Raw genomic sequence first — 26,718 nt, forward strand, 5'->3', positions numbered from 1 at the left:
TCTGCTAGCTTCTCGCCCCAGGAGCACAGCGACGATGACGTCAGCGGCCTCGTCGATGCGTGCCTGTCCCAGCATCCGTCAAGAGAAGAGCTCTGCAATGAAGCAAAGATTCCCCTCCCAGTCGCGCCGGACCCGCGCCCTCGTCGGCGCCGTCGCCGTGCTCGCCACGGTCCCCCTGGTCCTGTCCGGGTGCTCCGGCTCCGGATCGGCCTCGTCGGGCGGCAGCAAGGCCCTGACGATCGAGGACTACTACGACGCGAACTACAACCCGGTCTACAAGCAGTGCGCGAAGGAGGTCGGCGCGACGGTCACGATCAACCACGTCGCCGGCGCCGGCCTGATCTCGAAGGTGCTGCAGCAGGCGTCGTCGAAGACGTTGCCCGACGTCCTCATGCTCGACAACCCCGACGTGCAGCAGATCGCCTCGTCGGGTGCCCTCTCCGACCTGTCGGCCTACGGGCTCGACGCCGACGGCGACGTCCCCGGCGTGAAGGCGGCGAGCACCTACAAGGGCAAGCTCTACGGCCTGCAGTCGAACACGAACTCCATCGCGCTCTACTACAACAAGAAGCTGCTTTCGGACGCCGGTGTCCAGCCGCCCAAGACGTGGGACGAGCTCAAGGCCGCCGCGAAGAAGCTCACCAAGGGTTCGACCTACGGCTTCGCGATGAGCAACATCAACACGTACGAGGGCACCTGGCAGTTCCTGCCCTTCTTCTGGTCGAACGGTGGTGACGAGAAGAACATCGCCACCGCGGACGCCACCCAGGCCCTGCAGCTCGTCGAGGACCTGCAGGACGACGGCTCGATGTCCAAGAGCTCGATCAACTGGGCCCAGGCAGACGTCAACAACCAGTTCCTGGCAGGCAAGGCCGCGATGATGATCAACGGCCCCTGGCAGCTCCCGGCGCTCAACGAGAAGAAGAGCCTCGAGTTCGACAGCGTGCCGATCCCGACACGCACCGGCGAGGCCACGGTCGCACCGCTCGGCGGCGAGGCCTTCACCGTCCCGCAGACCGGCGACAAGGACAAGATGCAGCTCGCCGGCAAGTTCGTCGGCTGCCTGCACACCCAGAAGATGCAGAAGGCCCTGTCCGAGGTGAGCGGCAACGTGCCGACGAACCTCGAGGCCGGCGCCGCGTGGGCGAAGGACCACCCGCAGGTCGCGTCCTTCGTGACCACGGTGCAGACCGCTCGCGCCCGCACCGGTGAGCTCGGACCCGACTGGCCCAAGGCCGCCACGAAGATCTACACCGCCGTCCAGCTCGCCCTCACCGGCAAGGCCAGCCCCGAGGCAGCGCTCAAGCAGGCGCAGTCCCAAGAGCAGTAGTCCACGGGGAGCCGGCCGACCGGTCGGCTCCCTCCGGCGACGAGGAAAGGACCCCGGCGTGAGCGCCTCGACACAGACACGACCACGGACGATCCCGCCCGTGACGACACCACGACCCGGGCAACGACGGGCCCGGTTCCGATCCGGCGTGACCCGATGGCTCTTCGTGGTGCCAGCGGCGGTCTTCGTGGCCGTCTTCTTCGGCTACCCGGTGGTGAAGAACATCGTCATGTCCTTCCAGGACTACACGACGGCGACCTTCTTCACCGGCGAGGCCCCCTGGGTGGGACTCGCCAACTACATCTCGGTGTTCCAGAGCTCGGTCTTCACGACGAGCCTCGTGAACACCGCATTGTTCACGGCGGGCTCGATCATCCTGCAGTTCGTCATCGGGCTGAGCCTGGCGCTGTTCTTCCGCCGGCACTTCCCGCTGTCGGGCTTCCTGCGGGGGCTCCTGCTCCTGCCGTGGCTCCTGCCGCTCATCGCGTCCAGCGCGGTGTGGAAGTGGCTGCTCGACCAGGACAGCGGCGCGCTCAACCAGCTCCTCGGAGTGGTGGGCATCGCCCCCGTGCCGTGGCTGGTCAGCCCGAGCCTCGCACTCATCGCCGTGATCGGCGTCAACGTCTGGCTCGGCATCCCGTTCAACACGACGATCCTGTACAGCGGTCTGCAGTCCGTGCCCCCGGAGCTCTACGAGGCCGGCTCGCTCGACGGCGCCACCGGGTTCAAGGCGTTCTGGTACATCACGTGGCCCAGCATCCGGTCGGTGGTCAGCGTCGTGATCGTGCTCGGGGTCGTCTACACGTTGAAGGTCGTGGACATCATCCTCGGCCTGACCGGCGGCGGCCCGGCGAACTCGACCCAGACCCTGGCCACGAACGCCTACCACCAGTCGTTCATCAACTTCCAGTTCGGCATCGGAGCCGCGGTCAGCAACGTGCTGATCGTCGTCTCGTTCGTCTTCGCGATGGTGTACATCGCGATCTCACGGAAGGCGGTCGACGAATGAGCGTCGGACTCGCGAACCAGACCGTCACCGCCACCCGCGCGATCACGACCAAGAGCGCCCGTGCTCCCCGGCCACGCGGTTCGGCCAAGGGCATCCCGTTCACGATCCTCGGCTGCGTGTTCCTCGCGATCATGGTGTTCCCCGTCTACTGGATGGTGAACACCAGCCTGCAGGCGACGTCCGGGGCCGCCACGGCGACGTGGTTCCCGTTCTCCCCCACCTTCGCCGGGTACCAGGCCGCGTTCGCCCAGCAGGGGCAGAACTTCGTGTCGAGCATGATCATCGGACTCGGCACCGTCCTGCTGACGCTGGCCATCGCGACACCCGCCGCGTACGGGCTCGCACGGTTCCGGATGCGCGGCGGCCGGGTGTTCCTGCTCGTGCTGCTGATCACCCAGATGATCCCGGCGATCGTCATCGCGAACGCGCTGTACACGCTGTTCAACAACATCGGGCTGCTCAACAGCTACGTCGGCCTGATCCTGGCCGACAGCGCGGTCCAGGTGCCCTTCGCCATCCTGCTCATGCGGGCGTTCATGGAGTCGATCCCGCCGAGCCTGGTCGAGGCCGCACTGGTCGACGGCGCCAGCGACTTCCGGGCGTTCGTGTCGATCGTCGTGCCGATCAGCCGGAACGCCATCGTCACCGCGGCGCTCTTCACCTTCCTCGGCGCGTGGGGCGACTTCCTCATCGCACTGACCCTGACGTCGACGACAGCGGTCCGACCGATCACGCTCGGCATCTACAACTACATCGGGTCGAACGTCACCGACTGGGGGCCCGTCATGGCGACCTCGGTGCTGGCGTCCCTGCCCGCTGCTGTCCTGCTCATCTTCGCGCAGAAGTACATCTCCGCTGGTGCCCTCGGCGGTGCCGTCAAGTGACGGCACCGGACCGACGCCGCCACGCATCCCCCGAAAGGCACACCATGACCACCACCCCGCTCCGCATCACCGTCTGGGGCGAGAACGTCCACGAACAGGTCGAGCAGCACGTCGCCGAGCGGTACCCCGACGGCATGCACGGCGCGATCGCGGACGGCATCCGCGAGCACCTGCCCGAGGCCGTCGTCCGGACCGCCACCATGCAGGAGCCCGAGCACGGCCTCACCGACGAGGTCCTCGCGAACACCGACGTCCTCACCTGGTGGGGGCACGCCGCACACCAGGACGTCGACGACGCCGTGGTCGACCGCGTGCACAAGCACGTGCTCTCCGGCATGGGGCTGCTCGTCCTGCACTCCGGGCACTGGTCGAAGATCTTCGGCAGGCTGATGGGCACCACCTGCACCCTCCGCTGGCGCAGCGAGCACGACCAGGAGCTCGTCTGGACCGTCAACCCGCAGCACCCGATCACCCGCGGGGTGCCGAACCCGATCGTCATCCCCGAGCAGGAGATGTACGGCGAGTACTTCGACGTCCCGACGCCCGACGAGCTCGTGTTCATCTCGGGCTTCACGGGCGGCGAGGTGTTCCGGAGCGGCATGACCTACCGCCGCGGCCTCGGGAAGATCTTCTACTTCTCCCCCGGTGACCAGGACTTCCCCGTCTACCACCACCCGGACGTCCGCCGCGTGATCGCGAACGGCGCCGAGTGGGCCCGGCCCGAGCGGGAGCGGGAGATCCCGACGCTCCGCCGATACGACCTGGGCGAGTACTTCGACGGGCAGCACTACCGCGGCCCGTTCGACGACGCCGAGCCCGAGACCGCAGAGCCGGCAGCCAGCGAGCCGGCAGCCAGCGAGCAGGCAGCCGAGCGCGACGGGGCGCAGGCGTGAGCCCGCTCCGCGTCCTGCAGGTCGGCGCCGGCGGGATGGGACGGGCCTGGCTCGCCACCGTCGCCGCCGACCCCGAGGTCGAGCTGGTCGGCATCGTCGACCTCGACCTCGACGCCGCACGCGCCGGGGCCGAGCACGCCGGCAACCCGTCGATCCCGGTCGGCACGGACCTGACCGCGCTGGCCGCCGAGACCGGTGCCGAGGCCGTCCTCGACATCACCGTGCCGGTCGCGCACCACCCGGTCACGCTGCAGGCGCTCCGGGCCGGGCTCCCCGTGCTCGGCGAGAAGCCAGCAGCGCAGACCGTCGCCGAGGCACTCTCGCTCGCCGCCGCCGCCGAGGCCACGGGCAAGCTGTTCATGGTGTCGCAGTCCCGCCGGTACAACGACCAGCTCGTCGCGTTCCGGCAGCACGTCCGCGACCTCGGTGCCGTGGGCGGGCTGAGCACCCGGTTCGCGAAGGCGCCGCACTTCGGTGGGTTCCGCGAGGAGATGGACGACGTCCTGCTGCTCGACATGGCCATCCACGCCTTCGACTCCGCCCGGTACGTGCTCGAATGCGACCCGGTGTCGGTGTACTGCGAGTCGTGGAACCCGTCGTGGTCCTGGTACCGGGGCGACGCGGCCGCCGCGGCCGTCTTCACGTTCGAGGACGACGTCCGCTACGTCTACGACGGCTCGTGGTGCGCGCCGGGTGCCGAGACCTCGTGGAACGGCGACTGGCGTGCCTCCGGCGCGGCCGGCACGGCGCTCTGGGACGGCGACCACGACCCGTCGAGCGACCTCGACGGCACCCCCGGTTCCCCTGCCGCTGCGCCGTCGGTCGGGCACGAGATCGCCGGGTCGCTGGCGTCCTTCGTCCGGGCGGTCCGCTCGGGCGAGGTGCCGGACGGCGAGGTGCACGGCAACGTGATGAGCCTCACGATGGTCGACGCAGCCATCACGTCGGCCCGCAGCGGCCGCCGGGTCGTCATCGACGAGGTGCTCGAACAGGCGCACCGGGACGCCCTGGCCGCCGAGCAGGACGACGCGATCCGCGACCGCTTGGCCGGCTGGGAGTCGGTCCGCGGCGCCCTGCGCGAGCGCCTGCCCGCGTCCTGAGACGCGACCGCAGGACGGACGGGAGGCCCGTGGCGACACCGCCACGGGCCTCCCGTCCGTCCTGCCTCGCTTCGTGAGCAGGAATGGTCGGGTCCGCACGTCGGACCCGACCATTCCTGCTCACCATCCGTGCGCGCGGTCAGCGCGGGATGACCGAGAACAGGAACTTCTTGCGGACCATGTACCAGGCCAGCAGGATCAGCGCGGTGTGCACCACGAACCCGATCCAGAAGTCCCCCCACGGCACACCGGGGATCGACGCGATCGCCAGGGCGAAGAACACCTGCCAGACGAACACGTACAGGCTCGCCTGCCCGAGCGGGATCCAGAGCCAGCCGATCGCTGCGGCGATGGGCTTCCAGAACACGGTGAGGATCGCGTACGACACGACCGCGAAGAACGCGATGTCCACCAGGCGGCCCCACTGCAGGTCCACCCGCTGGTACGCCGTGTTGTACAGGGACTCGTACATCGTCGCCGGGAACGGCACCGGGGTGAACCCGAAGTGGTCACCGGCCCACACGTAGACCAGGAACGCCGCGTACCCGCCGACGGCGACGCCGACCAGGACCTTGCCGAGACGTCCGGTGAGCGCGCCGACGATCTGCCGCCGGTAGTACCCGAGCACGAGCCCGTGGGTGAACACCACCTGCCAGGTGAACAGGGGGAACACCGCCTCGAACTGTGAGTTCAGCGGACGGAAGTCGGGGTTGAGCGCCTGGAACACGTAGAGCGCCCAGCTGGCGGCGAGGACCACCCACCAGAACCCGCGGCGGATCACCCAGATCAACGCCGGGATGAACAGGCTCAGCACCACGAACAGGCCCATGATGTTGAACGGCCACGGCCCCATCTCGAGCAGCAGGAACTGCCGGATCGCGTACCAGGGCGGCGGGTAGGCGAGCAGCTGCATCGCGTTCGGGTACAGGTCGTAGACCCGGCCCTCGGCCTCGACGCCGCCGGTGCCCGTGCCGCGGTCGGTGAACGTGGTGATGGCGTCGGTGTTCAGGAACGGGACAAAACTCAGCGCGAAGACCACCAGGATCACCACGAGCGTGACGACGTACTGCTTGCGCGCGCGCTTCCACGCCCCGATCGCGGCCGCCCACTCGCCGAACTTCTTCACGGCGAACGGGTACGTCATGCCGAGGACCATGCCGGACAGGAACACGAACATCTCGGCGCCGGTGATCGCCCCGACGGCGTGCAGCGTGAGGTACGAGTACGGCCCGCCGATCTCGATGTGGGTGATCACCACGGCGAGGATGATGAACCCGCGGAACAGGTCGAGGCGCAGGTCACGGCCGGGCTTGCCGTCGTCGGGGTAGCGCCAGCTCGGCAGCAGCCGACCGAACACCCCGCTCAGCAGGAACACGATCGCCAGGCCGGCGGCCAGCCAGACGATCCACGCCATCTGGTCGCCGCCGGTCTCGTACTCCTGGGAGATCGCGGCGTTGCCCTGCTGCACGGTCACGCGGTCGGTGACCGGGCCGAAGGCGAAGTCACCGGACCGCTCGAGATCGGCGCGGAAGGCCTCCGCGACGTCCGGGTCCGCGGTGAGCCGCCAGTCGGCCACGCGGTTGCCGGCCTCGGGCTCGCGTCGCTCCGCCTCGAGCACGGTCATGCCCCGGATCAGCGGGCGCTCCTGCACCGCGGCGAGCACCTGCCGCCACCAGCTCCGCTTGACCTGGAGCTCGGCGTCGCCCTGCAGCTCGCGGTTGTACAGGGCACCGGTGTCGAGCAGCATCGGACGGTCGTCGGCCGCGGCGAACCGGTCGTAGAACGTGCCCGACTGCGGCTGGTCGTAGCCCCAGTCCTCGTCGAACCGCGACTCGACCTCACCGCTGCGGGTGAGCGGCACGGCGCGACCGGCGGCCTCGGTCGGGTCGCCCTTGCCGTACGAGAACATCGAGAGCCCGACCCAGTCGACGGCCTCCGCCCCTGGCCAGTACGGCCCGTACGGGTCGTCGGCACCGGTGAGCTGTCCGTCGCCGTTCGTGTCCGCCTTCGCGACGTCGACCGGGGACAGGTTCCGCAGCCGCCCGGCGGACTCGCCGAACGGGTAGCCGGCACCGTACCCCGGCGACCAGACCATGAGCGCGTCCGACGTGCCCGCGTGCACGGTCGTCCCGAGCGCCCGGAACGCCCGGACGAACTCCGTCGGCTGCTGGCCCCAGCGGACCCACGTGCCGTTCATCTGCGGTGCGAACCGGACGAGTACCTGGGTGTCGTACTGGTCGTGCAGGTCCTCGAACACGGTGTTGACGGCACGGGTGTCCGCGGTGTCGAGCGACCGCAGTTCGCGGTCGGGTTCGAGGCTCACGACGAGCACCGCGCCCTGGGTCGCCGCCGCACGCGCCGAGCGGAGGAGCTCCTGCTTCGCCGTGCGGTCGAGCGGGTAGTCGACGGAGACCCCGTACATCGACGGCGTCGCGCCGAGCCGTCCCTCGTACCCTTCGGGCGAGTCGCTGGCCCAGTCGAGGTCGGGGCCGAACCACGTCGTCCCCTCGGCCGGCTGGACGGCGGCGGCCGGGTGCACGGACGCAGCCGACGCCGGCAGCGCACCACCGAGCAGGAGCGTGGCGATCGTGACGAGGAGGGCGACCGCGCGGACCACCGGCTGCTTCACCGGTCGCACGCAAGCGTCCAGACGTTGTGGCCGGGCTCGTGCCGGTGCTCGAGGCGGTCGAGGGCGGCGATGGCGAGCGCCAACCCGCGGCCGCTCTCCTGCTCGACGTCGGCCATGGTGACGGCACTCAGGTCGATGTCGACGGGCATCCCGTTGTCGGTGAGCACCGCGGTCAGGGCCTGGTCGGTGGCCTCGAGGTGCACGGAGTACCGGCGCCCGGTCCCCCGGTCGGCGCGGACGGTGTGCTCGACGATGTTCGCGGCGACCTCGGCCAACGCGGTCTCGAGTGCGAACCGGAGCCGCACGTCGTCGATGCCCAGGCCGTCCCACCACGCGGCGAAGCGGTCCTGCACCTCGTCGAGGGAGTCGGGCGTCGCACCTACCTCGAACGTGGTCTCGGTGCTCACAGGGGTCCTCCGGCGGTGCTCGACTCGTGTTCGGACTGGGCTGGGGTGGCCGGGCCCCGGTACCGGACGGCCCGGATCACGATGCTGAAGATGAACAGGTCGAAGACGACCCACGCGGTGTTCACGAGCGGTGCGATCCCCTCGGCCTGGCCGGTCAGGTAGCGGATGCCGATCATCACCAGGGCGGCGACCAGGGCACCCATCGCGTACAGCTGCGGCTTGACCAGGTCCCACCGCGGCTTCTGCTCCGTCTCGTCGCGCACCTTCGGGGTGACGCGGAACCCGAGCGGCCTGCCCCGGTAGACGTTCTGGAACGCGCTGGTCACCGACTCGATCCAGACCGGGAACAGGGCGAGCGAGTACTGCTGCCCGCGCCAGGTCGGTCTGCCGGCGGCCACCACCCAGAACAGAAGCTGGTTGAAAACCAGGAACGGGATGAGCCGGGCGAAGAAGTCGACGCTGTAGGCCTGCACCGGGATGACCCCGAACGACAGGCAGAGCACCGGGGCGGCGATGTAGACGATCGCGGCGAACCCCGACAGGTAGCTCCACATCGTCGAGAAGTACATGAGCCGCTGCCCCCACGACAGCCCCTTCTGCACCAGGGGGTTCTCGCGGAAGAACACCTGCATGGTGCCCTGCGCCCAGCGGAGTCGCTGCACGAGCATCGTCGGCAGGTCCTCGGGGGCCAGGCCCTTCGCCAGGATCTCGTCGTGGTACGCCGACTTCCAGCCGAGGCCGTGTAGGCGCATCGCCGTGGCCATGTCCTCGGTCACCGAGATCGTCGCCAGCGGCATGATCGGCTGCGCCTCGTCGTCGCGGTTGACGTCGAGGGCACGGGCGAGCACCGCGATGGACTCGATGGCGGCGACCGGTGAAGCCTCGCGCCGGCCGAGCACGTCGAGCGCGGCGTCGTCGAGACCGGCGAAGGTGTTGGCGTCGGTCGACATCGCCGCGAGCTCCTGCAGGTCGTTCCGCACGGACTCGAGGTCGGCGGCGGCGAACCGGAAGGCGATGGCGTCGATCCCCCGCTGGAACCCGTACGTCACGTCACCGAGGGGTTCACCGGCGCGGACCTGTTCGCGCGCCTGGTCCACCACGGCCTCGGCGTCGTCGAGGGCGGCGAGCACGCGCGGGTCGGTCTCGGTCTCACGGGAGCGGGCGAGGAGCTTGCGCGAGGTGGCGAGGGTGCGCTGCACGGACGCCTCGACCTCGGCCACGTAGCGCGAGATGCCGAGCTGCATGAGCGCCTCGCGTCGCAGGATGGCGTTCGACCCGCAGAAGAACGCGGCGTTCCAGCCGTCCTTCGACTGCTGGATCGGACCGTAGAACAGCGGCGCCTGGCTGCCGAGGGGGTCGTCGTCCGGCACGTTCTCGAACCACTGTGGCGTCTGCACGAGCGCCATCTTCGGGTCCTTGAAGTAGCCGAGGGTGCGGTCGAGGATCGCCGGATCGGGCACCTGGTCGGCGTCGAGGATGAGCAGGAACTCGCCCTGGGTCGCGAGCAGGGCGTTGTTGAGGTTGCCGGCCTTGGCGTGCCGGGGTCGGTCCACCCAGTCGGCACCGCGGGTGATGACGCCGATGCCGAGCGCGTCGGCCGCCGCACGCATCTCGGGGCGGTTGCCGTCGTCGAGGATCCAGGTGGTGTGCGGGTGCGTGATCGCCTTCGCCGCCCGGGCGGTGCGCTCGACCAGGTCGATCGGCTCGTTGTAGGTCGTGATGAAGACGTCGACGGTGACGTCGGTGGACGGCTTCGCCGGTGGTTCGCCGCGCTCCCGGAGCCGCCAGGCCCCGAGGGCGAAGAGCAGGGAGTCGATGACGCTGTAGGTCTCGGCGAGGATCAGCGGCACCGCGATCCACCACGAGTGCCAGTTCACCGAGGCCGCCCAGCGCCACACGATGTAGTTCGCCCCGGCGAGGGACGCCAGGAGCGCCACCGTGCGCACGGCCACCAGGCGTCGGCGGGCGGTGCCGGTGCTCAGGCGGCGGCGGTCCTGTCTGCTGACGTCGAGCGCGGTCACCGGGTCTCCCCGTCCGCGGCGTCGCCGGACGTGCTGCGTCGCAAGCGTTCCTCCTGATCCCCGCGCGGGCCCCGGCCGCGTCGCACGCCCGAGTGTGGTTCCGTCCGGCAGCTGACCCGGAGGGCACCGTGCCGGTCGTCCGCTCCGGTCATCGGGCACGACCTCGGCGTGACGACCTGTCTACCGCACGGGCGGGTGCTCTGTCAGGCAGCGCACCCGATCTGGGGACAGCACGCCCGTCAGAACGTGGCGGTGAACCCCAGGTCATCCGCCAGGCGCACGATGACCTGGTCGAAGTAGGCGGCCGGGTCGGACACGGAACCGACGAAGTGCCCGAAGAGCTCGAACGAGATCGTCCCGAACACCGTCGTCCAGGCCATCAGGGTGCGGACCAGGACCTCGTCGGGCAGGGTGATGCCGAACGAGCGCAGGGTGGCGACCCCGTCCGCGACGGCGGGACCGGCCACCCCGGGAGCCGCCGGAGGAGCGGTGGGTGATCCGGGCCTCCCGGCCGCCCCCGGCGTCGACGTGACGGACGAGTCCGACGCACCGGACGCACCAGGCGCACCGGACGTACCGGGCGCACCGGACCCGACGGCGTCCGCGACCACGCGCACCAGCGCCAGCGCCGTCCGCGACGCGGGCACGACGGTCTCGCGCGGCGCCGCGTAGCCGGGCACGGGCGAACCGAACAGCAGCGCGAAGTCCCCCGGGTGCGCGATCGACCAGTCGCGGATCGACCGGCACATCGCGACCCAGCGTGCACCGGGAGCCGGTCCGGCCGCAGCACCGGCGGCCTCGACCGCGGCGCCGAGTTCGTCGTAGTCGGTGATGAGCAGGGCCGTCAGCAGGTCGTCGCGGCTCGGGAAGTACCGGTACACGGCCGACGAGACCATCCCGACGTCACGGGCGACGGCACGCAGGCTGAGGGCGGCCGGACCCTCTTCGGTCAGGCGGGTGCGTGCCGCGGCCAGGATGTCCGCGGTGACCGTCTGCCGTGCGAGTGCTCGGGCGGTGGGTGCCATCCGACGATCCTGGCACGAGAGAGCAGCGCACACAAAGGAGAGCACTGCTCTTGCTTTCGCGTAGGCGAGCCGTCATGCTCGATTCCGAGAGCGGTGCTCTCGCAACGACCACGAAGCGATCGACCAAGAAGCGATCAACCAGGAAGCAGGAGCCCATGCCCCACCACCTCATCGTCGGCGCCGGCCCCGTCGGCCGGCACGTCGCGGAGCTGTTGACCGTCCGGGGCGACCGCGTCACCGTCGTCTCCCGCTCCGGTCGCAGCACGGGCATCGCCGGTGTCGAGCACCTCGCGCTCGACGCCTCCGATGCCGACGCCCTCTCCCGCGCCACCGAGGGAGCAGCCACCCTCTACAACTGCGCGAACCCCGGCGACTACACGCAGTGGGAGCGCACCTGGCCCCCGCTCGCCGCAGCACTGCTCGCCGCGGCCGAACGGACCGGGTCGACCTACGCCATCACCGGGAACCTGTACCCGTACGGCCCGGTCGACGGGCCGATGCACGAGGGACTGCCGGACGCCGCCACAGACCACAAGGGGGTGCTCCGGGCGACGCTGTGGGCCGATGCCCTCGCCGCGCACGACGCCGGCCGTGTCCGGGCCGTCGAGGTCCGCGCCTCGGACTACCTCGGCCCCGGGATCGGTGCCAACGGCCACGTGACGCGTGTGCTCCCGGCCGCGCTCCGGGGCCGTGCGGTGGCGATGGTCGGGCGCACCGACCTGCCGCACACCTTCACGGACGTGCTCGACGTCGCTCGGACGTTGATCGCCGCTGCCGAGGACGAGAGCGCCCACGGCCACACGTGGATGGTGCCGAGCAACGCGCCGCGGACGCAGCGCCAGGCCCTCACCGACGTCCTCGCGGCGGCGGGGAAGCCCGCGGTGCCGGTGCGCCGGATGCCCGCGGCGCTGTTCCGCGTCGGCGGGCTCGTGTCGCCGATGATGCGCGAGCTGGCCGACCTGACCTACCAGTGGACCGCGCCGTACGTGGTCGACGACCGCGAGAGCCGGGCGCACTTCGGCATCGAGCCGACCCCGTGGGACGAGGTGTGCCGCCGGACGGCCGCCGGCGCGGCCTGAAACAAAGCCGCCGACACCGCCACCGCCACCGCCGGCGCCACAACCCGCCGACGCCACACACGGAAGAGGGTGGGACGCGCCGTTGCGTCCCACCCCCTTCCGCCTCGCACCGCCGGTCAGATCACCAGCAGCCTCGAGTACTGCGCCGCGTCGAGCTGCTGCGCAGCTCCACCCGCAGCGGGGACCTTCCACAGCCCGACCGAGGGGCCGCTGTCGATGGAGACGAACACGTCCCCGTCGGCGGAGGCGGCACCCAGGTGCTCGCCACGCGACCCGGCAGTCAGCCCGGTCACCGGCACGGTCGACGTCCCGCCGCTGCCCACCACGAGCTTGTCCGGGATACCGCGGTCGATCGTGCAACCGGTCGGGCTGGTCGGGTACTCCGACGGGGCGGGGCAGAACTGCGCCGACTGCAGGAGCGAGAAGCCGTCCGCGTTCGCGGCGGCGTACTCGAACGCGTACCGCGGTTCGATCTTCGTCAGTTCGGTCGCCCCGGGCTTGAGCTGGTACCAGATCCACGACCCGGCGGCACCGGGCGAGCGGATGTCGACGTAGACGTTGCCCTGCGAGTCCGCGAGCACACCGGCGGGGTAGCCGACGGTCGAGCCGGCGGGCCCGGTGAACGTGCGGGGCGCGATGCCGGTGCCCTTGACGTACGGCTGGCTGACCGTTCCGCCGAGCACGACGACCTTGCCGTCCGGGGTGACCGTCCAGAAACGCTGATCGCTCCCGACGGCCTTGCCACCCAGGTCCAGCACGACCTTCGGGGTCGAGGTGCCGACGGACAGCTTCTGCACCGCACCGCTCACCGAGTCCACCCAGTACAGGTTGCCGTCGGCGTCGGAACGCAGGTCCGGGGTCAGGTGCAGGCCGGACGCGATGATCGAGACCCCGCTGCCGTCGGCCGGGTCCCGCAGGATGTCGGTGCCGTCCGCCGACGGGGTGAACACGTCACCGTCGGCGTTCGCGGTGAAGCCCTCGCCGTCCGTCGCGACGACGGTCTTCGCACCGCTGCCGGAGTCCGCGAACCGCACGACGTCACCGTTGCCGTCGAGCGCGAACAGCGACTGCGTCGTCTCCGGCTCGGGCACCGACGGTGACGTCCAGCGCAGCGTGATCGTGCGTCCGGTCCCCCGGTGTCCGAGGGCACGGAGGGAGAACCGGTACGTGGTCGCGGGCGAGAGCTCGTCGAAGCGGTCGGAGCGGGCACGCGGGTGGAGTCGGTCGACCTGGCGGTCGTGGCGGTTCGCGACGGCGGCGACCGCGACCTTCCAGCCCGTCACCTTCGCGCCGTGCTTCGGGCCGCGCCACGTCAGCGTGGCACTGTCCGCGTCGCCGGTGACGCGGACGGCGGTCGGTGCTCCCGGCACCGACGGAGAGGTGTGCGCCGTCGCCGGCACCGCACCTCCGAAGACGAGCGCCGCGGCGGCGACCGCGGTGATGAGTGCTCGGTACACGATGGTTCCCCTGCCTTCTCCGCGGCTCCCTGCGTCACGGCTCCACGTATCACAGCACCGCGCTGACCCCAGGGGAACGCTTGCGGGTCGGATCTGCGGTTCCCCGCACCGCAAGATGCCGCATGGCTGGACCGGCAGACGCCGTCGTGTTCCCGAGACGCCGCCGAATCCGACGGCGTCTCGCCGACTCGGCGGCGTGGAGACGACACGACGGCGTCTCGCGGGCACGGGACCCGCACCGACGACGGACGGGAGGCCCGGTGCCAGCTGGCACCGGGCCTCCCGTCAGAAGGGGGTCGCGTCTCGGACGCGGCGCGTCTCAGTAGCGCGGCTTGCGCTCCGGACGGTCGTCGCGGTCGTCGCGGCGGCCACCACCACGGCGGTCCGCACGGATCTCGATGAGCTTGCCGCTGATCCGGGTGTCGGTCAGGCGGTCGAGCACACCGGGGTCCATGTCGGCCGGCAGTTCGACGATCGAGAAGTCCGGTCGGATCTGGATCGCACCGAAGTCGTCGCGGCGCAGGCCACCCTCGTTGGCCAGGGCACCGACGATCTGGCGCGGCTCGACGCGGTGACGACGGCCGACCTCGATGCGGTACGGGGACATCGGCTGCGAACGGCGCGGGCCACGGTCGCCGCGGTCGCGGTCGCCACCACGGTCGCCGCGGTCGTTGCGGCCGCCACGGTCGTCGCGGGCACCACGCTCGTCGCGCTCGCTGCGGCGGGCGTCGCGCTCCATCTGGCTGCGGAGGGCGTCGTCGGCTGCGGTGAGGAGCAGCGGCGAGTCGCCCTGCGCCACGACGGCCAGGGCGGCGGCGACGTCGTCCGAGGGGACGTCGTGGTGCTCGACGTAGTGCGCGATGACGTCGCGGAAGGCCGCGATCCGGCCCTGGTCCTCGAGCGCCGCGGTGATGGCGTCGTCGAAGCGGGTCAGGCGCGTCTCGTTGACGTCGTCGATGGTCGGCAGCTGCATCTGCGTGAGCGGCTGCTTGGTGTGGCGCTCGATCGCGGACAGCAGGCGACGCTCACGCGGGGTGACGAAGCTGATCGAGTCACCCGAACGACCGGCGCGGCCGGTACGACCGATGCGGTGCACGTAGGACTCGATGTCGACCGGGATGTCGAAGTTCACGACGTGCGTGATGCGGTCGACGTCGAGACCACGGGCGGCGACGTCGGTGGCGACCAGGATGTCGAGCTTGCCCGACTTCAGCTGGTTGACCGTGCGCTCACGCTGGGCCTGGGCGACGTCACCGCTGATCGCGGCGGCGGCGTACCCGCGGGCACGGAGCTTCTCGGCCAGGGTCTCGGTCTCGCTCTTGGTGCGGACGAAGATGATCATGCCCTCGAAGTCCTCGACCTCGAGGATGCGGGTGAGCGCGTCGACCTTCTGCGGGTACGAGACCATCAGGTAGCGCTGCGTGATGTTCGCGGCGGTCTTCGTCTTGGTCTTGACGGTGATCTCGGCCGGGTCGGTCAGGTACTGCTGCGAGATGCGGCGGATCTGCGCGGGCATCGTCGCCGAGAAGAGCGCGACCTGCTTGTCGTCCGGGGTGTCGGCGAGGATCGTCTCGACGTCCTCGGCGAAGCCCATCTTGAGCATCTCGTCGGCCTCGTCGAGCACCAGGTACTTCAGCTCGGACAGGTCGAGCGTGCCCTTCGCCAGGTGGTCCATGATGCGACCGGGGGTGCCGACGATGACGTCGACGCCGCGGCGCAGGGCGGAGAGCTGCACGCCGTACGCCTGGCCGCCGTAGACCGGCAGGACGTGGACGTTCTTCATGTGGGACGCGAACTGCTCGAACGCCTCGCACACCTGCAGGGCGAGCTCGCGCGTCGGGGACAGCACGAGCGCCTGGGGCTTCTTGCTGCCGGACTCCATGCGGGACAGGATCGGCAGCGCGAAGGCCGCGGTCTTGCCGGTACCGGTCTGTGCCAGGCCGACGACGTCGCGCCCGGCGAGGAGGGTGGGGATGGTGGCTTCCTGGATGGCGGAAGGGGTCTCGTAACCGATGTCCTTGACGGCCTTGAGCACAGCGTCGCTCAGGCCGAGATCGGCGAACGTCACCACGGGCCCGTCGTCGAGGGTCTCAGTGGTGGGGGTGGTGTCCGTGCTCATACCACCAACGGTATCTCGAATGCGCGCTCCGCAGGGACGGGAGGCCCGTGGCGGCGCCGCCACGGGCCTCCCGTCCGCCGTGTTGGTCACGTCAGGAGCGCGTGGTGCCGATCCCCAGGACCGCGTCCGCCCGGTCGTTCAGTCGCGTCAGCATCTCGGCGAGCGAGCGCAGCTCGTCCGAGGCGAACTCCTCCGTCAGGTCGTCGAACACCTCGGCACCGGCGGCGTCCAGTTCGTCGAGCAGCCGTCGGCCGGCGGGGGCGAGCGTGACGAGTGTGGCGCGGCCGTCCGCGGGGTCCGGCGATCCGATCAGGTGCTCGGCCTCGATCAGCGAGGCGACCCGGCGGCTGATCACCGGGCGCGACAGCCCCGTCGCGTCGGCGATCGCGGTCGCCCGGACCGGGCCGTGCCCGGCGACGGCGCGCAGGATCACGCGGGCCGTCGGGTCGAGGCCGCCTCGGGACTCGATGAGCGAGGAGCGCAGGGTCTGCCGGACCCACAGCCGGTCGAGCTGGGATCGCAGGAGTCGCTCGGCGGCACGCCGGTCGTCGGTCACGCGCTCAGCGTAGCGGGCACATTTAGTTGCTTGCCGGAAGCAACAGATGTATCGTTGCGCGGTCTGCAAAGTTTCACAGCCAGAAAAAGGAGTTCGATGACCGCCACCGCACCCGTCTCGGTGCAGCACGGTCGGCACACCGCCGAGGCCCCCGCGGCCTCCGGAGGCGCCGGCCAGCAGCCGCTGATGACCCACCGTCAGATCCTCCTGGTGATCTACGGCCTGATGGCGGGCATGTTCCTGTCCTCGCTCGGCCAGACGGTGTTCGGCACGGCGATCCGCACGATCGGCGACGACCTGCACGGGCTCGACCAGCAGGCCTGGGTGACGACCGCGTACCTCATCACCTCGACGATCGCGACGCCGATCTACGGCAAGCTGTCCGACATCTTCGGCCGCCGCCCGCTGTACATCTTCGGCATCGTCGTCTTCATCCTCGGCGCCGTCCTGTCGTCGATGTCCACCTCGATGCTCATGCTCGCCGCCTTCCGCGCGGTGCAGGGCATCGGTGCCGGCGCGCTGATGTCGCTGCCGCTCGCGATCATGGGCGACATCCTCGCCCCGCGTGAGCGTGCCAAGTACCAGGGGTACTTCCTCGCCGTGTTCGGCATCTCGTCCGTGATCGGCCCGCTCATCGGCGGTCTGCTCGCCGGTTCCTCCGAGATCCTGTGGATCACGGGCTGGCGCTGGGTGCTCCTGATCAACGTGCCGATCGGCGTCGCGGCGCTCCTCATGGTCATCGTGTTCCTGCACCTGCCGAAGGTGCACGGCGCCGGCGACGCGAAGCCGAAGGTCGACTGGTGGGGCGCGACCGCCGTCATCGTCACCCTCGTGCCGCTCCTGCTCGTCGCCGAACAGGGCCGCATCTGGGGCTGGGGCTCCCCCGCCGCCATCGCCTGCTACGTCGTCGGTGTCGTCGGCCTGATCGGTCTGCTGCTCATCGAGTCGAAGATGGGCGACGCGGCGATCATCCCGCTCAAGCTGTTCCGCTCGGGCACGTTCTCGATGGCGACCGTCATCGGGTTCCTGGTCGGCTTCGCGATGTTCGGCGCGATGCTCACGATCCCGCTCTACCTGCAGATCGTCGTCGGGCTCACCCCGACCGAGTCCGGTTTCGCGACCCTGCCGCTCGTCGGCGGTCTGATGATCGCCTCGATCACGAGCGGTCAGATCGTCGCCCGCGTCGGCCGGTACCGGATCTTCCCGGTCATCGGCACCGCGCTCGTCTCCGCCGGCTACGTCGTCCTGACCTTCATGTCGATCGACAAGCCGCTCTGGTTCCTGATGATCGGCATGTTCCTCATCGGTCTCGGTCTCGGCTCGGTCATGCAGTCGCTGACCCTGGCGTCGCAGGGCTCCGTCGAGGCTCGTGACATGGGCGTCGCCACGTCCTCCGCCACGTTCTTCCGCCAGATCGGTGGCACGCTCGGCACCGCCGTCCTGCTGTCCATCCTGTTCTCGGTGATGCCGGCGAACATCCTGACCGCGACCGCGAACCAGAAGGACCTCGGTCCGGCGCTCGACGCCGCGCTCAACCCGACCGTCGCCAGCGCGAAGGCGAACCAGGGCGCCATGGACAAGATCTGGACGCCCGTCGTCACCCCGCTGACGAAGACCGTGCAGTCGCAGCTCGACGCAGCCTCGGCCAAGGCGAAGCAGGCCGCCGACGCCGCGGTCACCGAGCAGGTCACCGCGGCCGTGCAGCAGCAGGTCACCGCCGGTGCCGTGCCCGCCGCAGCAGCGCAGACCGTCATCGACCAGCAGGTCGCCGCGGCCACGCCGGCCGCCGAGCAGTCCGCACTCGAGCAGGTCGCCGACCAGGCGCACGCCAGCGTGCAGGGCGACACCGTGTCCGTCGACTGGGCGGACGCCGACCAGCGCTCCTACTGGGTCGACGAGCTCACCCCGGAGCTGGCGAAGAAGATCGACGACGGCAACACCACGAGCGACAGCGCCACCAGCACGAACGACACCTCGTTCCTGACCGGTGCCGACAGCCGCCTGACCCGGCCGTTCATGGCGGGCTTCAACGCCTCGTCCGTGACGATCTACTGGGTCGGTCTCGGCGTCATCCTGCTCGCGTTCGTGCTGACCTGGTTCTTCCGGGTGCCGCCGCTGCGCCAGCGGTCCGCGCTGCAGGAGCAGGCCGACATGTCCGCCGAGGCGCAGCTCGAGGCCGAGGCGGGCGCCGCCGCAGCCGAGGCCGGCTCGTTCACGGGCCCGATGACCGGGTCCGTGCCGACCGGGTCCGTGCCGACCGGCTCGGGTTCGACCGGTTCGGGTTCGACCGGATCCACGCCGACGCACCGTCGGTGACCGACCGGGGCGTCCGTCCGTGCCCCCTTTCCGGGCGGGCGCCCCTCCCACACACACCAACCCAGCAGGAGTCCACGTGATCACCACCCCGGCAGCGGCTGCGGCAACGGAGCCGTGCACGCTGCGTGAACGGAAGAAGCAGCAGACCCGGCAGGCACTGCACGACGCAGCGCTCACGCTCGTGTCCGCGCACGGGCTCGACGGCGTCACGGTCGAGCAGATCTGCGCCGATGCCGACGTCTCCCCCCGCACCTTCTTCAACTACTTCTCATCGAAGGCGCACGCCGCGCTCGGGCTCGACTCCGTCGAGGTCCCGGAGCGCTCAGCGGCCTGGTTCGCCGAGGCCGACGGTGCCCTGGTCGACGACCTGTGCGCCCTGGTCGCGGCCACCGTCCCGCTCTCGCAGGACCGCCGTCGCATGAAGGAGCTGCTCGTACTCCGGCCGGAGATGTCCTCGATGGTGATGCAGTGGATGGCCGAGTCGCGTCAGTCCCTGCTCAGCGTCGTCGGCACCCGCACGGACGCGCAGACCGCCCGCACCGCGGTGACCCTGGTGATGTCGGCGCTCAGCGAGGTGGCGCACCGCGAGACCGTGCGGAGCAACGACGAGCTCGCGGACCGGCTCCGTGCCGTCGTGCGCGAGATGGCGGCGCTCGTCTCCTGAGGCGGGGCCCTTCGGGCGTACCTGGTCGAATCGGGCGTACCTGGCAGGAACTTCCCGCCAGGTACGCCCGATTCCGCTTTCCAGCGCACGCGCAATGGGAAGGAACCGCGCGTCGTCGACGTGCGCGAAGGCGGACGGGAGGCCCGTGGCGGCGTCGCCACGGGCCTCCCGTCCGTCAGGTGGAGACGCCCTGACGCCGCCGCGCCGGCCGGTGCCACACGAGGGCGTCACGCGAGCGGTCGCGGGCGAACCGGAGCACGCGCAGCACGACGATGTCGTGGTCGCTCGCTCGACCAGCGCGTCAGACCGACCGCGCGGCCGCCTCGAGTGCCTCAGCGGCTTCGCCGGCGCGCACGATGTCACCGTCACTGACCGACTTCGCGTTGTACTCGGCCTTGGTCTTCACCGCCAACAGCACCTCGAGGTGCTTCGCGACCGCTGGCCCGGCAGCTGCGCGGAGCACGGGCACCGCCTCGTGGTGCGCTCCCGATCGCGAGTAGTTGCCGGTCCGAGCCACGCAGATCGCGTCAGCCGCAGCGATGCCGCTGAGGACGCACTGTGTGACGAACGCGTTCGCGAACTGTGAACCGGCGCTGAACACCCCTCCGTCACCACCCAACGCGCGGAGGACGTCAGCGGCGTCGAGGAACTCCGTCGCCTTGGCGAGCCGGCCCCTCCGGAACGAATCGTCGCCCGGTGCGGTGGTGCCGGTTCGCGGGGTCATCCGGTCAGCGTACGGAGCTTCCGGGACAGCCAACGACCGTCACCTGCGATGGGAATCCCGTCCCGAGCAACCGACGCGAGGAGCGGATCGGTGCCCTCGATCTCGTCCTCGTCGAAGACGACCGGCCGCACGGCGTTGCCGGTCCAACGACCGGCTGCGCGGCACAAGGCGTGGATCTGGTCCTCGGCGTCCGGGCGTCGGCCGCGAGTGACGACGAAGCAGAGATCGAGATCGCTGTCCGGGCGCATCGCACCGCGGGCCCCGGATCCGAAGAGCGCGGCGTACCGGAGGGGGATCGACCGACAGCCGGAGCGGAGTCGTTCGAGCAGGGCACGCCGGAGGTCGGCCAGGGCGGTGACCGCATCGGCGGCGAGGTGCTCTCGGTTCAGGGTGAAGGACTTCGTCCGTCCGGTCCGATGCCCGTCGACGAGGCCCTGCTCGACCAGCCGATCCGCACTGTTCCGGACCCCGGCGTACGACCGGTCCGGTACCAGGTTGCAGATGCCCGCGATAGTCAACGGCCCTGGGGCCAGTGCCAACACCGCGAGGACATCGCCGTCCACGGAGGTGGTGACCGTCGCGAGGGGAGATTGCAACTGCATGGAGATGTCCGATCAGATCGAGTAGAAATCTACCACTCCAGGTAGATTTCTACTCGTATCTGAGCAAATCCGTCAGACCACTGACCAGCCACCGTCGCTCGGCAGCACCGCACCGTTGACGTTCGCCGAGTCGTCGCTCAGCAGCCAGGTGATGGCGGCGGCGAGCTGCTCGGGCTGGGCGACCGGCGGGATGGTGGTCTGCATGATCGGACCGACCCGGCGGGCCGCGTACTCGCTGCGCATCGGCGCCTCGATGTTCGTGGCGACCGCCCCCGGCGCCACGGCGTTCGCCCGGATGCCCTGCGGCCCGTGGAAGAACGCGACGCTCTTGGTGTACCCGGCGATGGCGTGCTTCGACGAGGTGTAGGCAGCACCGGCAGCCGAGGCCTTCAACGCAGCCTCGGACGCGACGTTCACGACCGATCCCTTGCCGGCGGCGATCATCAGCGGCAGCACCGCGCGGGTCAGGCGCATCGGGCCGGTGACGTTGACGCTGAAGACACGCTCCCAGGTGGCGTCGTCAACCTCGTCCGGCGGCAGGAACGCGTCCATGATGCCGGCGACGTTGGCGAGCCCGTCCACCCGGTCGCCTGCGGCGGCGATGAGTGCGTCGATGGTCTCGCTCGCGGCGACGTCCCCGACGACGGTCTCCACGGCGAAGCCCTCGAGCTCCGTGCGGAGTGCGTCGAGCCGCTCGGCCACGACGTCGGTCGCGATGACCCGCCCGCCCTCGTTCGCGATGCGCGTCGCCGTGGCGCGTCCGATGCCGGAACCCGCTCCGGTGACGATGATGGTCCTGCCGGTGAACCGTCCGGCGGTGGTGGTGTCGGTCATGTCGTCTCCTCGATGCGGGGCGCTCGCTGCGCCACACCGGTTATAGCACTCAGTGCCGAAAGGTCTCCATGAGCTCGACGAACGACCGTCCGACGGGGCGCCCGCGCACCATCGACCCCGACGCCGTGTCCCTCGTCGCACTGCGGCTGTTCGACGACCAGGGCTTCGACGCGGTGTCGATGGACGACGTCGCCGCGGCGGCCGGGGTCAGTCGCCGGTCGCTCTTCCGGCTGTTCCCGAACAAGGCGGCGCTGGTCTGGGGCGGCCTCGACGAGTTCGCCGCACGGTTCCGCGAGGCCCTGCGGTCACGGCCGTCCGACGAGCCCTCGGCGGTGGCGCTCCGGGCGGCCTACCGGATCGGTGCCACGTTCCCGGACGACGCCGTCGAGGTCACCCGACACCGGCTCCGGGTCATCCGCGCGAACCCGTCGCTCGAGCACGTCGGCGCTGCCACGGTCACAGCCCTGACCGACGAGATCCTGCGGTACGTGGCCGAGCGGGACGGGGTCACCGCCGACGACCTCGCCGTCGCCGTGCGCGCCCACACGCTGGCCGCCGCCGCGAGCGCCGCACTGACCTGGTGGGCACTGCACGGCGACGGCCGTCCGGAGGACGTCCTGGAGCGCGCACTGGCGCTGCTCGACTGACGAGCCCCGGGGTTCCCGCTCGCCGCACTCCGGAGTACCTTGCCGGGCATGCACACGACCGGACCCGCGCCGTACTTCCAGTTCGCCGGCACCGCCAGGCAGGCCCTCGAGCACTGGCAGCGGGTGTTCGGCGGCGACGTGCAGATCGCGACCTACGCGGACTTCTCCCGCACGGACGGCCCGGCCGACGCCGTCGCGCACGGCCAGCTCACCGGCGAGCTGCAGCTGTTCGCCGCGGACGCGAGCGAGGGCGACACCCCGTTCTCGGCGACCGGGCTGCTCTTCTCACTGCTCGGCGCTGCGGAACCGGACGTCCTGCGTCGGTGGTTCGACCAGCTCGCCGAGGGCGGCACGGTGATCGACCCGCTGCAGCAACGCCCGTGGGGCGACTGGGACGGCACCGTCCGCGACGCGCACGGGGTCACCTGGCTGATCGGGTTCGAGGACTCGGCGCGCTGACTCCCGCGCGCTGCAGCGCCTACTGCTGGTCGGACGGCAGCAGCGGTGCCCAGAAGGCGTCGGGACCATCGGCCTGCACCGCGTCGCGCTCGAACCGGAACCCGTAGTCGCGCACGAAGTCGAGGGCCGCGGCCTGCTCGTCCTCGGCGTCGTCGTGGTCCGCGTCGAACAGGTACACGCCGTGCCCCATCGCGACACCGGCGTCGCTGATGACGGAGAGGTCCCAGCGCCCCTGCTCGGAACGCTCGATCCGGACGACGGCGGCCTGGGATGCGGTGAAGTCAGCCATGCCGCGAGCCTACGGACGCCCCGCGGCTGGCGTTCAGGATGCCCCGCGGCCACTACGCTGTGCACGGTCACAGGTCAGACGAGTGGAGAACGCATTGTCAGTCGGATTGCTCGCCGTGGTGGACGACATCCTCTCCGCAGCCCTCAAGGCCAGCGCGAAGACCGCCGGGGTCGTCATCGACGACGCCGCCGTCACGCCCCAGTACGTGCAGGGCCTCGAGCCCGCTCGTGAACTCCCCGTCGTCGGGCGCATCGCCCTCGGCAGCCTGTTCAACAAGTTCATCATCATCATCCCGCTGGCGTTGCTGCTCACTGCCTTCGCGCCCGGCGTGCTGCCGTGGCTGCTGCTGCTCGGCGGCACGTACCTGTGCTTCGAGGGTGCCGAGAAGGTGACCGAGTGGTTCGGTGTGCACCACGAGGGCGGGTCGGACGAGGCCGTCACCGAACCGAAGCTCGTCTTCGGCGCCATCCGCACCGACCTCATCCTGAGCACCGAGATCATGCTCATCGCGCTGGCGGGCCTCGACCCCGACCTGGGGCTCTGGCCGACGCTCGGCGCCCTGATCGTGATCGGTCTGGTCATGACGGCCGTCGTCTACGGTGCCGTGGCACTGCTCGTGAAGGTCGACGACATCGGCCTGCAGATGATGAAGAACTCGGTCCGCCGCACCCGTCGGATCGGTGCCCGCATCGTCCGCGCGATGCCGATGGTCTTCCGGGTCATCAGCGTCATCGGCACGGTCGCGATGCTCTGGGTCGGCGGACACCTGGTCATCGCGAACCTCGCCGAGACCGTCTGGCACGGACCGTACGACCTGCTGCACGTGATCGAGCACGCACTCGAGGCCGCAGGCCCCGTCGTCGTCTGGGTCGCCGACACCGCGGTGTCGGCCGTGGCCGGCCTCGCGCTGGGCATGGTCGTCGTCGGCATCGTGCTGGGCATCGGCCGCCTGCGCGGCACGCAGCACTGACGCGGCTGCGCGACGGACGGGAGGCCCGTGGCGGCCCGGCACCGTGCCTCCCGTCCGGCGCACCGCACGCCCACCGCTGACGGCGCGGCCGCGCTCAGCGGACGCCGGTCGTGCATCGTCGTATCCTCGGCGCCATGGCAACGGTGCGACAGGTCCAGGTGACGTTCGACTGCGCCGAGCCGGACGTCCGGGTCGGAACCGGGATGGTCGGTGCCGAACGGCTCGCGGCCCTCGACGCCGAGAGCGCCCGACTGGTCGGACTCGGCGCCACCCAGGTCCGTCGGATGACGGCGGACCAGGTGAACGAGTCGTGCATCGTCTTGCAGGACGTCGAGGGCAACGAGTTCTGCCTGCACTGACCGGCGTATCGTCGACGGACCCGAACCGCACCGCCGCGCCACGGAAGGACCCCCACCCCGCATGACCGTCACCGCCGCATCCGCCACCGCAGCCGACGCCACCGCCCTCGAACACCTGCTGGGGTCCGACCAGGTCCTCCGCGACCCGGAGTCGCTCGAGCGCTACCGCCACGACGACGTCGAGTGGGCCGACTCCACGGCACCGCTCGCCGTGGTCCTGGCACGCAGCACCGACGACGTCGTCACCGCCGTCCGCTGGGCAGCCGCCGCCGGTCTCCGGGTCGTCCCCCGCGGTGCCGGCACCGGTCTGTCCGGCGGCGCCAACGCGATGGCCGACTCGATCGTCGTGTCGCTCGAGCGGATGGACCGGGTGCTCGAGGTGAACACCGACGAGCGGTACGCGGTCACCGAACCCGGCGTCATCAACGACGCACTCCGCGCCGCGGTCGCCGAGCACGGCCTCTGGTACCCGCCGGACCCCGCGAGCTCGGCGATCTCGACGATCGGCGGCAACGTCGCGACGAACGCCGGCGGCATCTGCTGCGTCAAGTACGGGGTCACCCGCGACTACGTCCTCGGCATGACCGTCGTGCTTGCCGACGGGTCGGTGGTCGAGCTCGGCCGCCGGACCGCGAAGGGCGTCGCCGGGTACGACCTCACGGGGCTGATGGTCGGTTCCGAGGGCACGCTCGGCATCGTCGTGTCGGTCACCGTGCAGCTGCTCCCCCTGGCCGGCCGTGACGAACGGGCGGTGATCGGGTACTTCCCCTCGCTGACCGCCGCGGGCGACGCCGTGGCCGCGATCTCGCGGGCGGGGATCATTCCCGCAGCACTCGAGATCGTCGACCGCACCTGCCTGCGCGCCGTCGACGACTGGATGCACCTCGGGCTGCCGGCGGACGTCGACGCCCTGCTGCTCGCCCGGGTCGACGAGCGCGGTGCCGCCGGGGACGCGATCGCCGACCACGTCGCGGACGTCTTCGCCGAGGCCGGCGGCACGGACGTCGAGCGGGCCACCGACCCCGGGGACATCGACCGGCTGTTCCAGGCCCGCCGACTCGCCTACCCGGCGCTCGAACGGCTCGGTCCGGTGCTGACCGAGGACATCTGCGTGCCGCGGAGCGCGGTGCCCGAGATGCTCCGGCGGATCCAGGTGACCGCGGACGCACAGGACGTCACGATCGCCAACATCGCGCACGCCGGCGACGGCAACCTGCACCCGCTGATCATCGCGCCCGAGGGCGACGACGCCGCGAAGGCCCGCGCGAAGACCGCGTTCGACCAGATCGTGGCGGACTGCCTGGCGCTCGGCGGGACCGTGACCGGTGAGCACGGCGTCGGCCTGCTGAAGCTGCCGGGCCTGCGCGTCGAGCTCGGCGACCGCGTGCTCGCGATGCACCGCTCCGTGAAGGACGCGCTCGACCCGGCGGGGACCCTGAACCCGGGCAAGGCGTTCTGACCCGAGCGGACGACGGACGGGAGGCCCGGTGCCAGCTGGCACCGGGCCTCCCGTCCGTCAGGTGGTCGCGTTCAGCGACCGGTGTGCGTCACGCAGGAGCGCATCCGCACGCACGCCCGCTCAGTGGCGACGGAAGTACCCGTTCGCGCCGCCGACGTACATCAGGATCGTGGCGATGAGCACCGCGATGCCACCGATGAACCCGAAGGCGTTGCCACCCGAGGCCGCGCCGACGCCGACACCGATGAGCTGCAGGACCGCGAGGACCGTCAGCACGATGCGGGCCCAGTTGCGGCCGTCGCGCATCTTGAAGACGATGATGAGCTCGATCACGGCGAGGATGAACGCGAAGATCGCGCCGCCGACGAGCGGGGCCGTGCCGACACTGTCAGCGACGTCGGCGGAGGAGCCCGACGTGAGGTTGATGATGCCCTGCAGGATGTTCGCCAGGACCACCACCAGCCAGATGACGAACGCGACGGTGACGGACGTGGGACGACTGGACGTCGATGCCATGGGGAGTGCCTTTCTCGATGGACCACGTTCAGCGGCCTCTCAGAGAACGTACTTGCGGGCGTGACCGCTGTCCGGATGTGCCCGAAGGTCACAGAGCGGTAACGACGGCAGATCGGTCCAAACCCTTCGCGGCAGGGTGCCGAATCACCTGCAACGACCGGGAAACACCCGGAGCGCTCACCAGCCGCACATCGCTGGTTCTCCACCCCACCAAGGGTGTGTTCGGCGCGCACACAGCAGCCGCGCCGAGCGCGACAACAGCAAAGGACTGATCACGATGCGTAAGAGCCTCAAGACCTCCATCACCCTCGCCACGACCGGCGCCCTCGTCCTCGGCGGTGCCGCGTTCGGGATCTCCTCCGCCCAGGCC

General features: G+C 70.6%; 25 protein-coding genes. 13 read left to right on the forward strand and 12 right to left on the reverse strand.

All coding sequences use genetic code 11. The features are described 5' to 3' along the window. Positions 1–97: 97 nt before the first annotated feature. The 5 genes from DEJ12_RS08365 (at position 98) to DEJ12_RS08385 (ending at position 5,216) form a co-directional block, all read left to right on the forward strand. The gene (locus DEJ12_RS08365) at positions 98–1,330 is read left to right on the forward strand and encodes a sugar ABC transporter substrate-binding protein (protein WP_111024619.1); all 1,233 of its coding nucleotides are present in this window, start codon (positions 98–100) and stop codon (positions 1,328–1,330) included. A 148-nt stretch (positions 1,331–1,478) separates the two neighbouring features. Next, a complete protein-coding gene (locus tag DEJ12_RS08370; RefSeq protein WP_017886802.1) occupies positions 1,479–2,339 on the forward strand; it encodes a carbohydrate ABC transporter permease in 861 nt (286 codons plus the stop codon). Next, positions 2,336–3,223, forward strand: a complete 888-nt coding sequence (locus DEJ12_RS08375) for a carbohydrate ABC transporter permease (RefSeq protein WP_017886803.1) — start codon at positions 2,336–2,338, stop codon at positions 3,221–3,223. The genes DEJ12_RS08370 and DEJ12_RS08375 overlap by 4 nt, the downstream gene beginning before the upstream one ends. A 44-nt stretch (positions 3,224–3,267) precedes the next feature. Continuing rightward, positions 3,268–4,116, forward strand: coding sequence for a ThuA domain-containing protein (locus tag DEJ12_RS08380; protein ID WP_111029631.1), 849 nt, complete (start codon positions 3,268–3,270; stop codon positions 4,114–4,116). Beyond that, a complete protein-coding gene (locus DEJ12_RS08385) occupies positions 4,113–5,216 on the forward strand; it encodes a Gfo/Idh/MocA family protein (RefSeq protein ID WP_111029632.1) in 1,104 nt (367 codons plus the stop codon). Before DEJ12_RS08380 ends, DEJ12_RS08385 begins: the two co-directional genes overlap by 4 nt. 139 nt (positions 5,217–5,355) lie before the next feature. Here the strand turns inward: DEJ12_RS08385 and opgC are convergent, their stop codons facing one another. The 4 genes from opgC to DEJ12_RS08405 all read right to left on the reverse strand — a co-directional run bounded on the left by opgC (position 5,356) and on the right by DEJ12_RS08405 (position 11,298). Next, entirely contained in the window at positions 5,356–7,845 is a 2,490-nt protein-coding gene (gene opgC, locus DEJ12_RS08390; RefSeq protein WP_146245588.1) for an OpgC domain-containing protein, read from the reverse strand. Then, positions 7,842–8,252, reverse strand: a complete 411-nt coding sequence (locus DEJ12_RS08395; RefSeq protein ID WP_111029634.1) for an ATP-binding protein — start codon at positions 8,250–8,252, stop codon at positions 7,842–7,844. The genes opgC and DEJ12_RS08395 overlap by 4 nt, the downstream gene beginning before the upstream one ends. Next, a complete protein-coding gene (locus DEJ12_RS08400) occupies positions 8,249–10,204 on the reverse strand; it encodes a glycosyltransferase (protein ID WP_258370599.1) in 1,956 nt (651 codons plus the stop codon). The genes DEJ12_RS08395 and DEJ12_RS08400 overlap by 4 nt, the downstream gene beginning before the upstream one ends. Positions 10,205–10,512: 308 nt before the next feature. Next, entirely contained in the window at positions 10,513–11,298 is a 786-nt protein-coding gene (locus tag DEJ12_RS08405) for a TetR/AcrR family transcriptional regulator (RefSeq protein WP_111029635.1), read from the reverse strand. A gap of 155 nt (positions 11,299–11,453) precedes the next feature. On the opposite strand from DEJ12_RS08405, the gene DEJ12_RS08410 reads away from it, so the two are divergent. Continuing rightward, positions 11,454–12,377, forward strand: a complete 924-nt coding sequence (locus DEJ12_RS08410) for an NAD-dependent epimerase/dehydratase family protein (protein ID WP_111029636.1) — start codon at positions 11,454–11,456, stop codon at positions 12,375–12,377. A gap of 116 nt (positions 12,378–12,493) precedes the next feature. On the opposite strand, the gene DEJ12_RS08415 is transcribed toward DEJ12_RS08410, so the two are convergent. From DEJ12_RS08415 to DEJ12_RS17980, 3 genes are all read right to left on the reverse strand, one after another. Beyond that, positions 12,494–13,834 carry a fibronectin type III domain-containing protein gene (locus DEJ12_RS08415; RefSeq protein ID WP_181433147.1) on the reverse strand — a complete coding sequence of 447 codons (1,341 nt, stop codon included), beginning with the start codon at positions 13,832–13,834 and terminating at the stop codon, positions 12,494–12,496. A gap of 319 nt (positions 13,835–14,153) precedes the next feature. Then, a complete protein-coding gene (locus tag DEJ12_RS08420) occupies positions 14,154–15,953 on the reverse strand; it encodes a DEAD/DEAH box helicase (protein WP_111029638.1) in 1,800 nt (599 codons plus the stop codon). Between the two features lie 91 nt (positions 15,954–16,044). After that, positions 16,045–16,509 carry a MarR family winged helix-turn-helix transcriptional regulator gene (locus tag DEJ12_RS17980; RefSeq protein WP_163343313.1) on the reverse strand — a complete coding sequence of 155 codons (465 nt, stop codon included), beginning with the start codon at positions 16,507–16,509 and terminating at the stop codon, positions 16,045–16,047. 96 nt (positions 16,510–16,605) lie between these two features. On the opposite strand from DEJ12_RS17980, the gene DEJ12_RS08430 reads away from it, so the two are divergent. Further along, positions 16,606–18,825 carry an MDR family MFS transporter gene (locus DEJ12_RS08430; protein WP_258370598.1) on the forward strand — a complete coding sequence of 740 codons (2,220 nt, stop codon included), beginning with the start codon at positions 16,606–16,608 and terminating at the stop codon, positions 18,823–18,825. Positions 18,826–18,901: 76 nt separating this feature from the next. Then, positions 18,902–19,489 (forward strand): TetR/AcrR family transcriptional regulator, encoded by a 588-nt coding sequence (locus DEJ12_RS08435; RefSeq protein ID WP_051596480.1) that lies wholly within the window; start codon positions 18,902–18,904, stop codon positions 19,487–19,489. A 301-nt stretch (positions 19,490–19,790) separates the two neighbouring features. Here DEJ12_RS08435 and DEJ12_RS08440 read toward each other — a convergent pair whose 3' ends face one another. From DEJ12_RS08440 to DEJ12_RS08450, 3 genes are all read right to left on the reverse strand, one after another. Beyond that, a complete protein-coding gene (locus DEJ12_RS08440; RefSeq protein WP_111029639.1) occupies positions 19,791–20,213 on the reverse strand; it encodes a hypothetical protein in 423 nt (140 codons plus the stop codon). Then, positions 20,210–20,815, reverse strand: coding sequence for a nucleotidyltransferase domain-containing protein (locus tag DEJ12_RS08445; RefSeq protein ID WP_111029640.1), 606 nt, complete (start codon positions 20,813–20,815; stop codon positions 20,210–20,212). The genes DEJ12_RS08440 and DEJ12_RS08445 overlap by 4 nt, the downstream gene beginning before the upstream one ends. Before the next feature lie 72 nt (positions 20,816–20,887). After that, positions 20,888–21,649 (reverse strand): SDR family NAD(P)-dependent oxidoreductase, encoded by a 762-nt coding sequence (locus DEJ12_RS08450; RefSeq protein WP_111029641.1) that lies wholly within the window; start codon positions 21,647–21,649, stop codon positions 20,888–20,890. A 68-nt stretch (positions 21,650–21,717) separates the two neighbouring features. Here DEJ12_RS08450 and DEJ12_RS08455 point away from each other — a divergent pair, with 68 nt between their 5' ends. Both DEJ12_RS08455 and DEJ12_RS08460 read left to right on the forward strand, forming a co-directional pair. After that, positions 21,718–22,296, forward strand: a complete 579-nt coding sequence (locus DEJ12_RS08455) for a TetR family transcriptional regulator (RefSeq protein ID WP_111029642.1) — start codon at positions 21,718–21,720, stop codon at positions 22,294–22,296. Positions 22,297–22,344: 48 nt separating this feature from the next. After that, positions 22,345–22,755 (forward strand): VOC family protein, encoded by a 411-nt coding sequence (locus DEJ12_RS08460; RefSeq protein ID WP_111029643.1) that lies wholly within the window; start codon positions 22,345–22,347, stop codon positions 22,753–22,755. 19 nt (positions 22,756–22,774) lie between these two features. On the opposite strand, the gene DEJ12_RS08465 is transcribed toward DEJ12_RS08460, so the two are convergent. Then, on the reverse strand, positions 22,775–23,044 hold the full coding sequence (locus DEJ12_RS08465) for a hypothetical protein (RefSeq protein ID WP_071245932.1): 270 nt from the start codon (positions 23,042–23,044) through the stop codon (positions 22,775–22,777). Positions 23,045–23,138: 94 nt separating this feature from the next. Here DEJ12_RS08465 and DEJ12_RS08470 point away from each other — a divergent pair, with 94 nt between their 5' ends. The 3 genes from DEJ12_RS08470 to DEJ12_RS08480 all read left to right on the forward strand — a co-directional run bounded on the left by DEJ12_RS08470 (position 23,139) and on the right by DEJ12_RS08480 (position 25,832). Further along, positions 23,139–24,014 (forward strand): DUF808 domain-containing protein, encoded by an 876-nt coding sequence (locus tag DEJ12_RS08470; RefSeq protein WP_111029665.1) that lies wholly within the window; start codon positions 23,139–23,141, stop codon positions 24,012–24,014. Positions 24,015–24,148: 134 nt separating this feature from the next. After that, positions 24,149–24,373 carry a VOC family protein gene (locus DEJ12_RS08475; RefSeq protein ID WP_111029644.1) on the forward strand — a complete coding sequence of 75 codons (225 nt, stop codon included), beginning with the start codon at positions 24,149–24,151 and terminating at the stop codon, positions 24,371–24,373. 61 nt (positions 24,374–24,434) lie between these two features. After that, positions 24,435–25,832 (forward strand): FAD-binding oxidoreductase, encoded by a 1,398-nt coding sequence (locus DEJ12_RS08480; protein ID WP_111029645.1) that lies wholly within the window; start codon positions 24,435–24,437, stop codon positions 25,830–25,832. Positions 25,833–25,952: 120 nt separating this feature from the next. On the opposite strand, the gene DEJ12_RS08485 is transcribed toward DEJ12_RS08480, so the two are convergent. After that, positions 25,953–26,348, reverse strand: coding sequence for a hypothetical protein (locus tag DEJ12_RS08485; protein ID WP_071405987.1), 396 nt, complete (start codon positions 26,346–26,348; stop codon positions 25,953–25,955). Positions 26,349–26,718 lie beyond the last annotated feature (370 nt).

The sequence above is a fragment of the Curtobacterium sp. MCLR17_059 genome (assembly GCF_003234665.1).
Classification (GTDB): Bacteria; Actinomycetota; Actinomycetes; order Actinomycetales; family Microbacteriaceae; genus Curtobacterium; species Curtobacterium flaccumfaciens.

Coding starts and splice junctions, on each gene's coding strand:
- DEJ12_RS08365 (WP_111024619.1), top strand. CDS start 98: ATGAAGCAAAGATTCCCCTCCCAGTCGCGCCGGACCCGCGCCCTCGTC.
- DEJ12_RS08450 (WP_111029641.1), bottom strand. CDS start 21,649: ATGACCGACACCACCACCGCCGGACGGTTCACCGGCAGGACCATCATC.
- DEJ12_RS08430 (WP_258370598.1), top strand. CDS start 16,606: ATGACCGCCACCGCACCCGTCTCGGTGCAGCACGGTCGGCACACCGCC.
- DEJ12_RS08480 (WP_111029645.1), top strand. CDS start 24,435: ATGACCGTCACCGCCGCATCCGCCACCGCAGCCGACGCCACCGCCCTC.
- DEJ12_RS08460 (WP_111029643.1), top strand. CDS start 22,345: ATGCACACGACCGGACCCGCGCCGTACTTCCAGTTCGCCGGCACCGCC.
- DEJ12_RS08380 (WP_111029631.1), top strand. CDS start 3,268: ATGACCACCACCCCGCTCCGCATCACCGTCTGGGGCGAGAACGTCCAC.
- DEJ12_RS08475 (WP_111029644.1), top strand. CDS start 24,149: ATGGCAACGGTGCGACAGGTCCAGGTGACGTTCGACTGCGCCGAGCCG.
- DEJ12_RS08375 (WP_017886803.1), top strand. CDS start 2,336: ATGAGCGTCGGACTCGCGAACCAGACCGTCACCGCCACCCGCGCGATC.
- DEJ12_RS08445 (WP_111029640.1), bottom strand. CDS start 20,815: ATGCAGTTGCAATCTCCCCTCGCGACGGTCACCACCTCCGTGGACGGC.
- DEJ12_RS08410 (WP_111029636.1), top strand. CDS start 11,454: ATGCCCCACCACCTCATCGTCGGCGCCGGCCCCGTCGGCCGGCACGTC.
- DEJ12_RS08440 (WP_111029639.1), bottom strand. CDS start 20,213: ATGACCCCGCGAACCGGCACCACCGCACCGGGCGACGATTCGTTCCGG.
- DEJ12_RS08420 (WP_111029638.1), bottom strand. CDS start 15,953: ATGAGCACGGACACCACCCCCACCACTGAGACCCTCGACGACGGGCCC.
- DEJ12_RS08465 (WP_071245932.1), bottom strand. CDS start 23,044: ATGGCTGACTTCACCGCATCCCAGGCCGCCGTCGTCCGGATCGAGCGT.
- DEJ12_RS08485 (WP_071405987.1), bottom strand. CDS start 26,348: ATGGCATCGACGTCCAGTCGTCCCACGTCCGTCACCGTCGCGTTCGTC.
- DEJ12_RS08455 (WP_111029642.1), top strand. CDS start 21,718: ATGAGCTCGACGAACGACCGTCCGACGGGGCGCCCGCGCACCATCGAC.
- DEJ12_RS08405 (WP_111029635.1), bottom strand. CDS start 11,298: ATGGCACCCACCGCCCGAGCACTCGCACGGCAGACGGTCACCGCGGAC.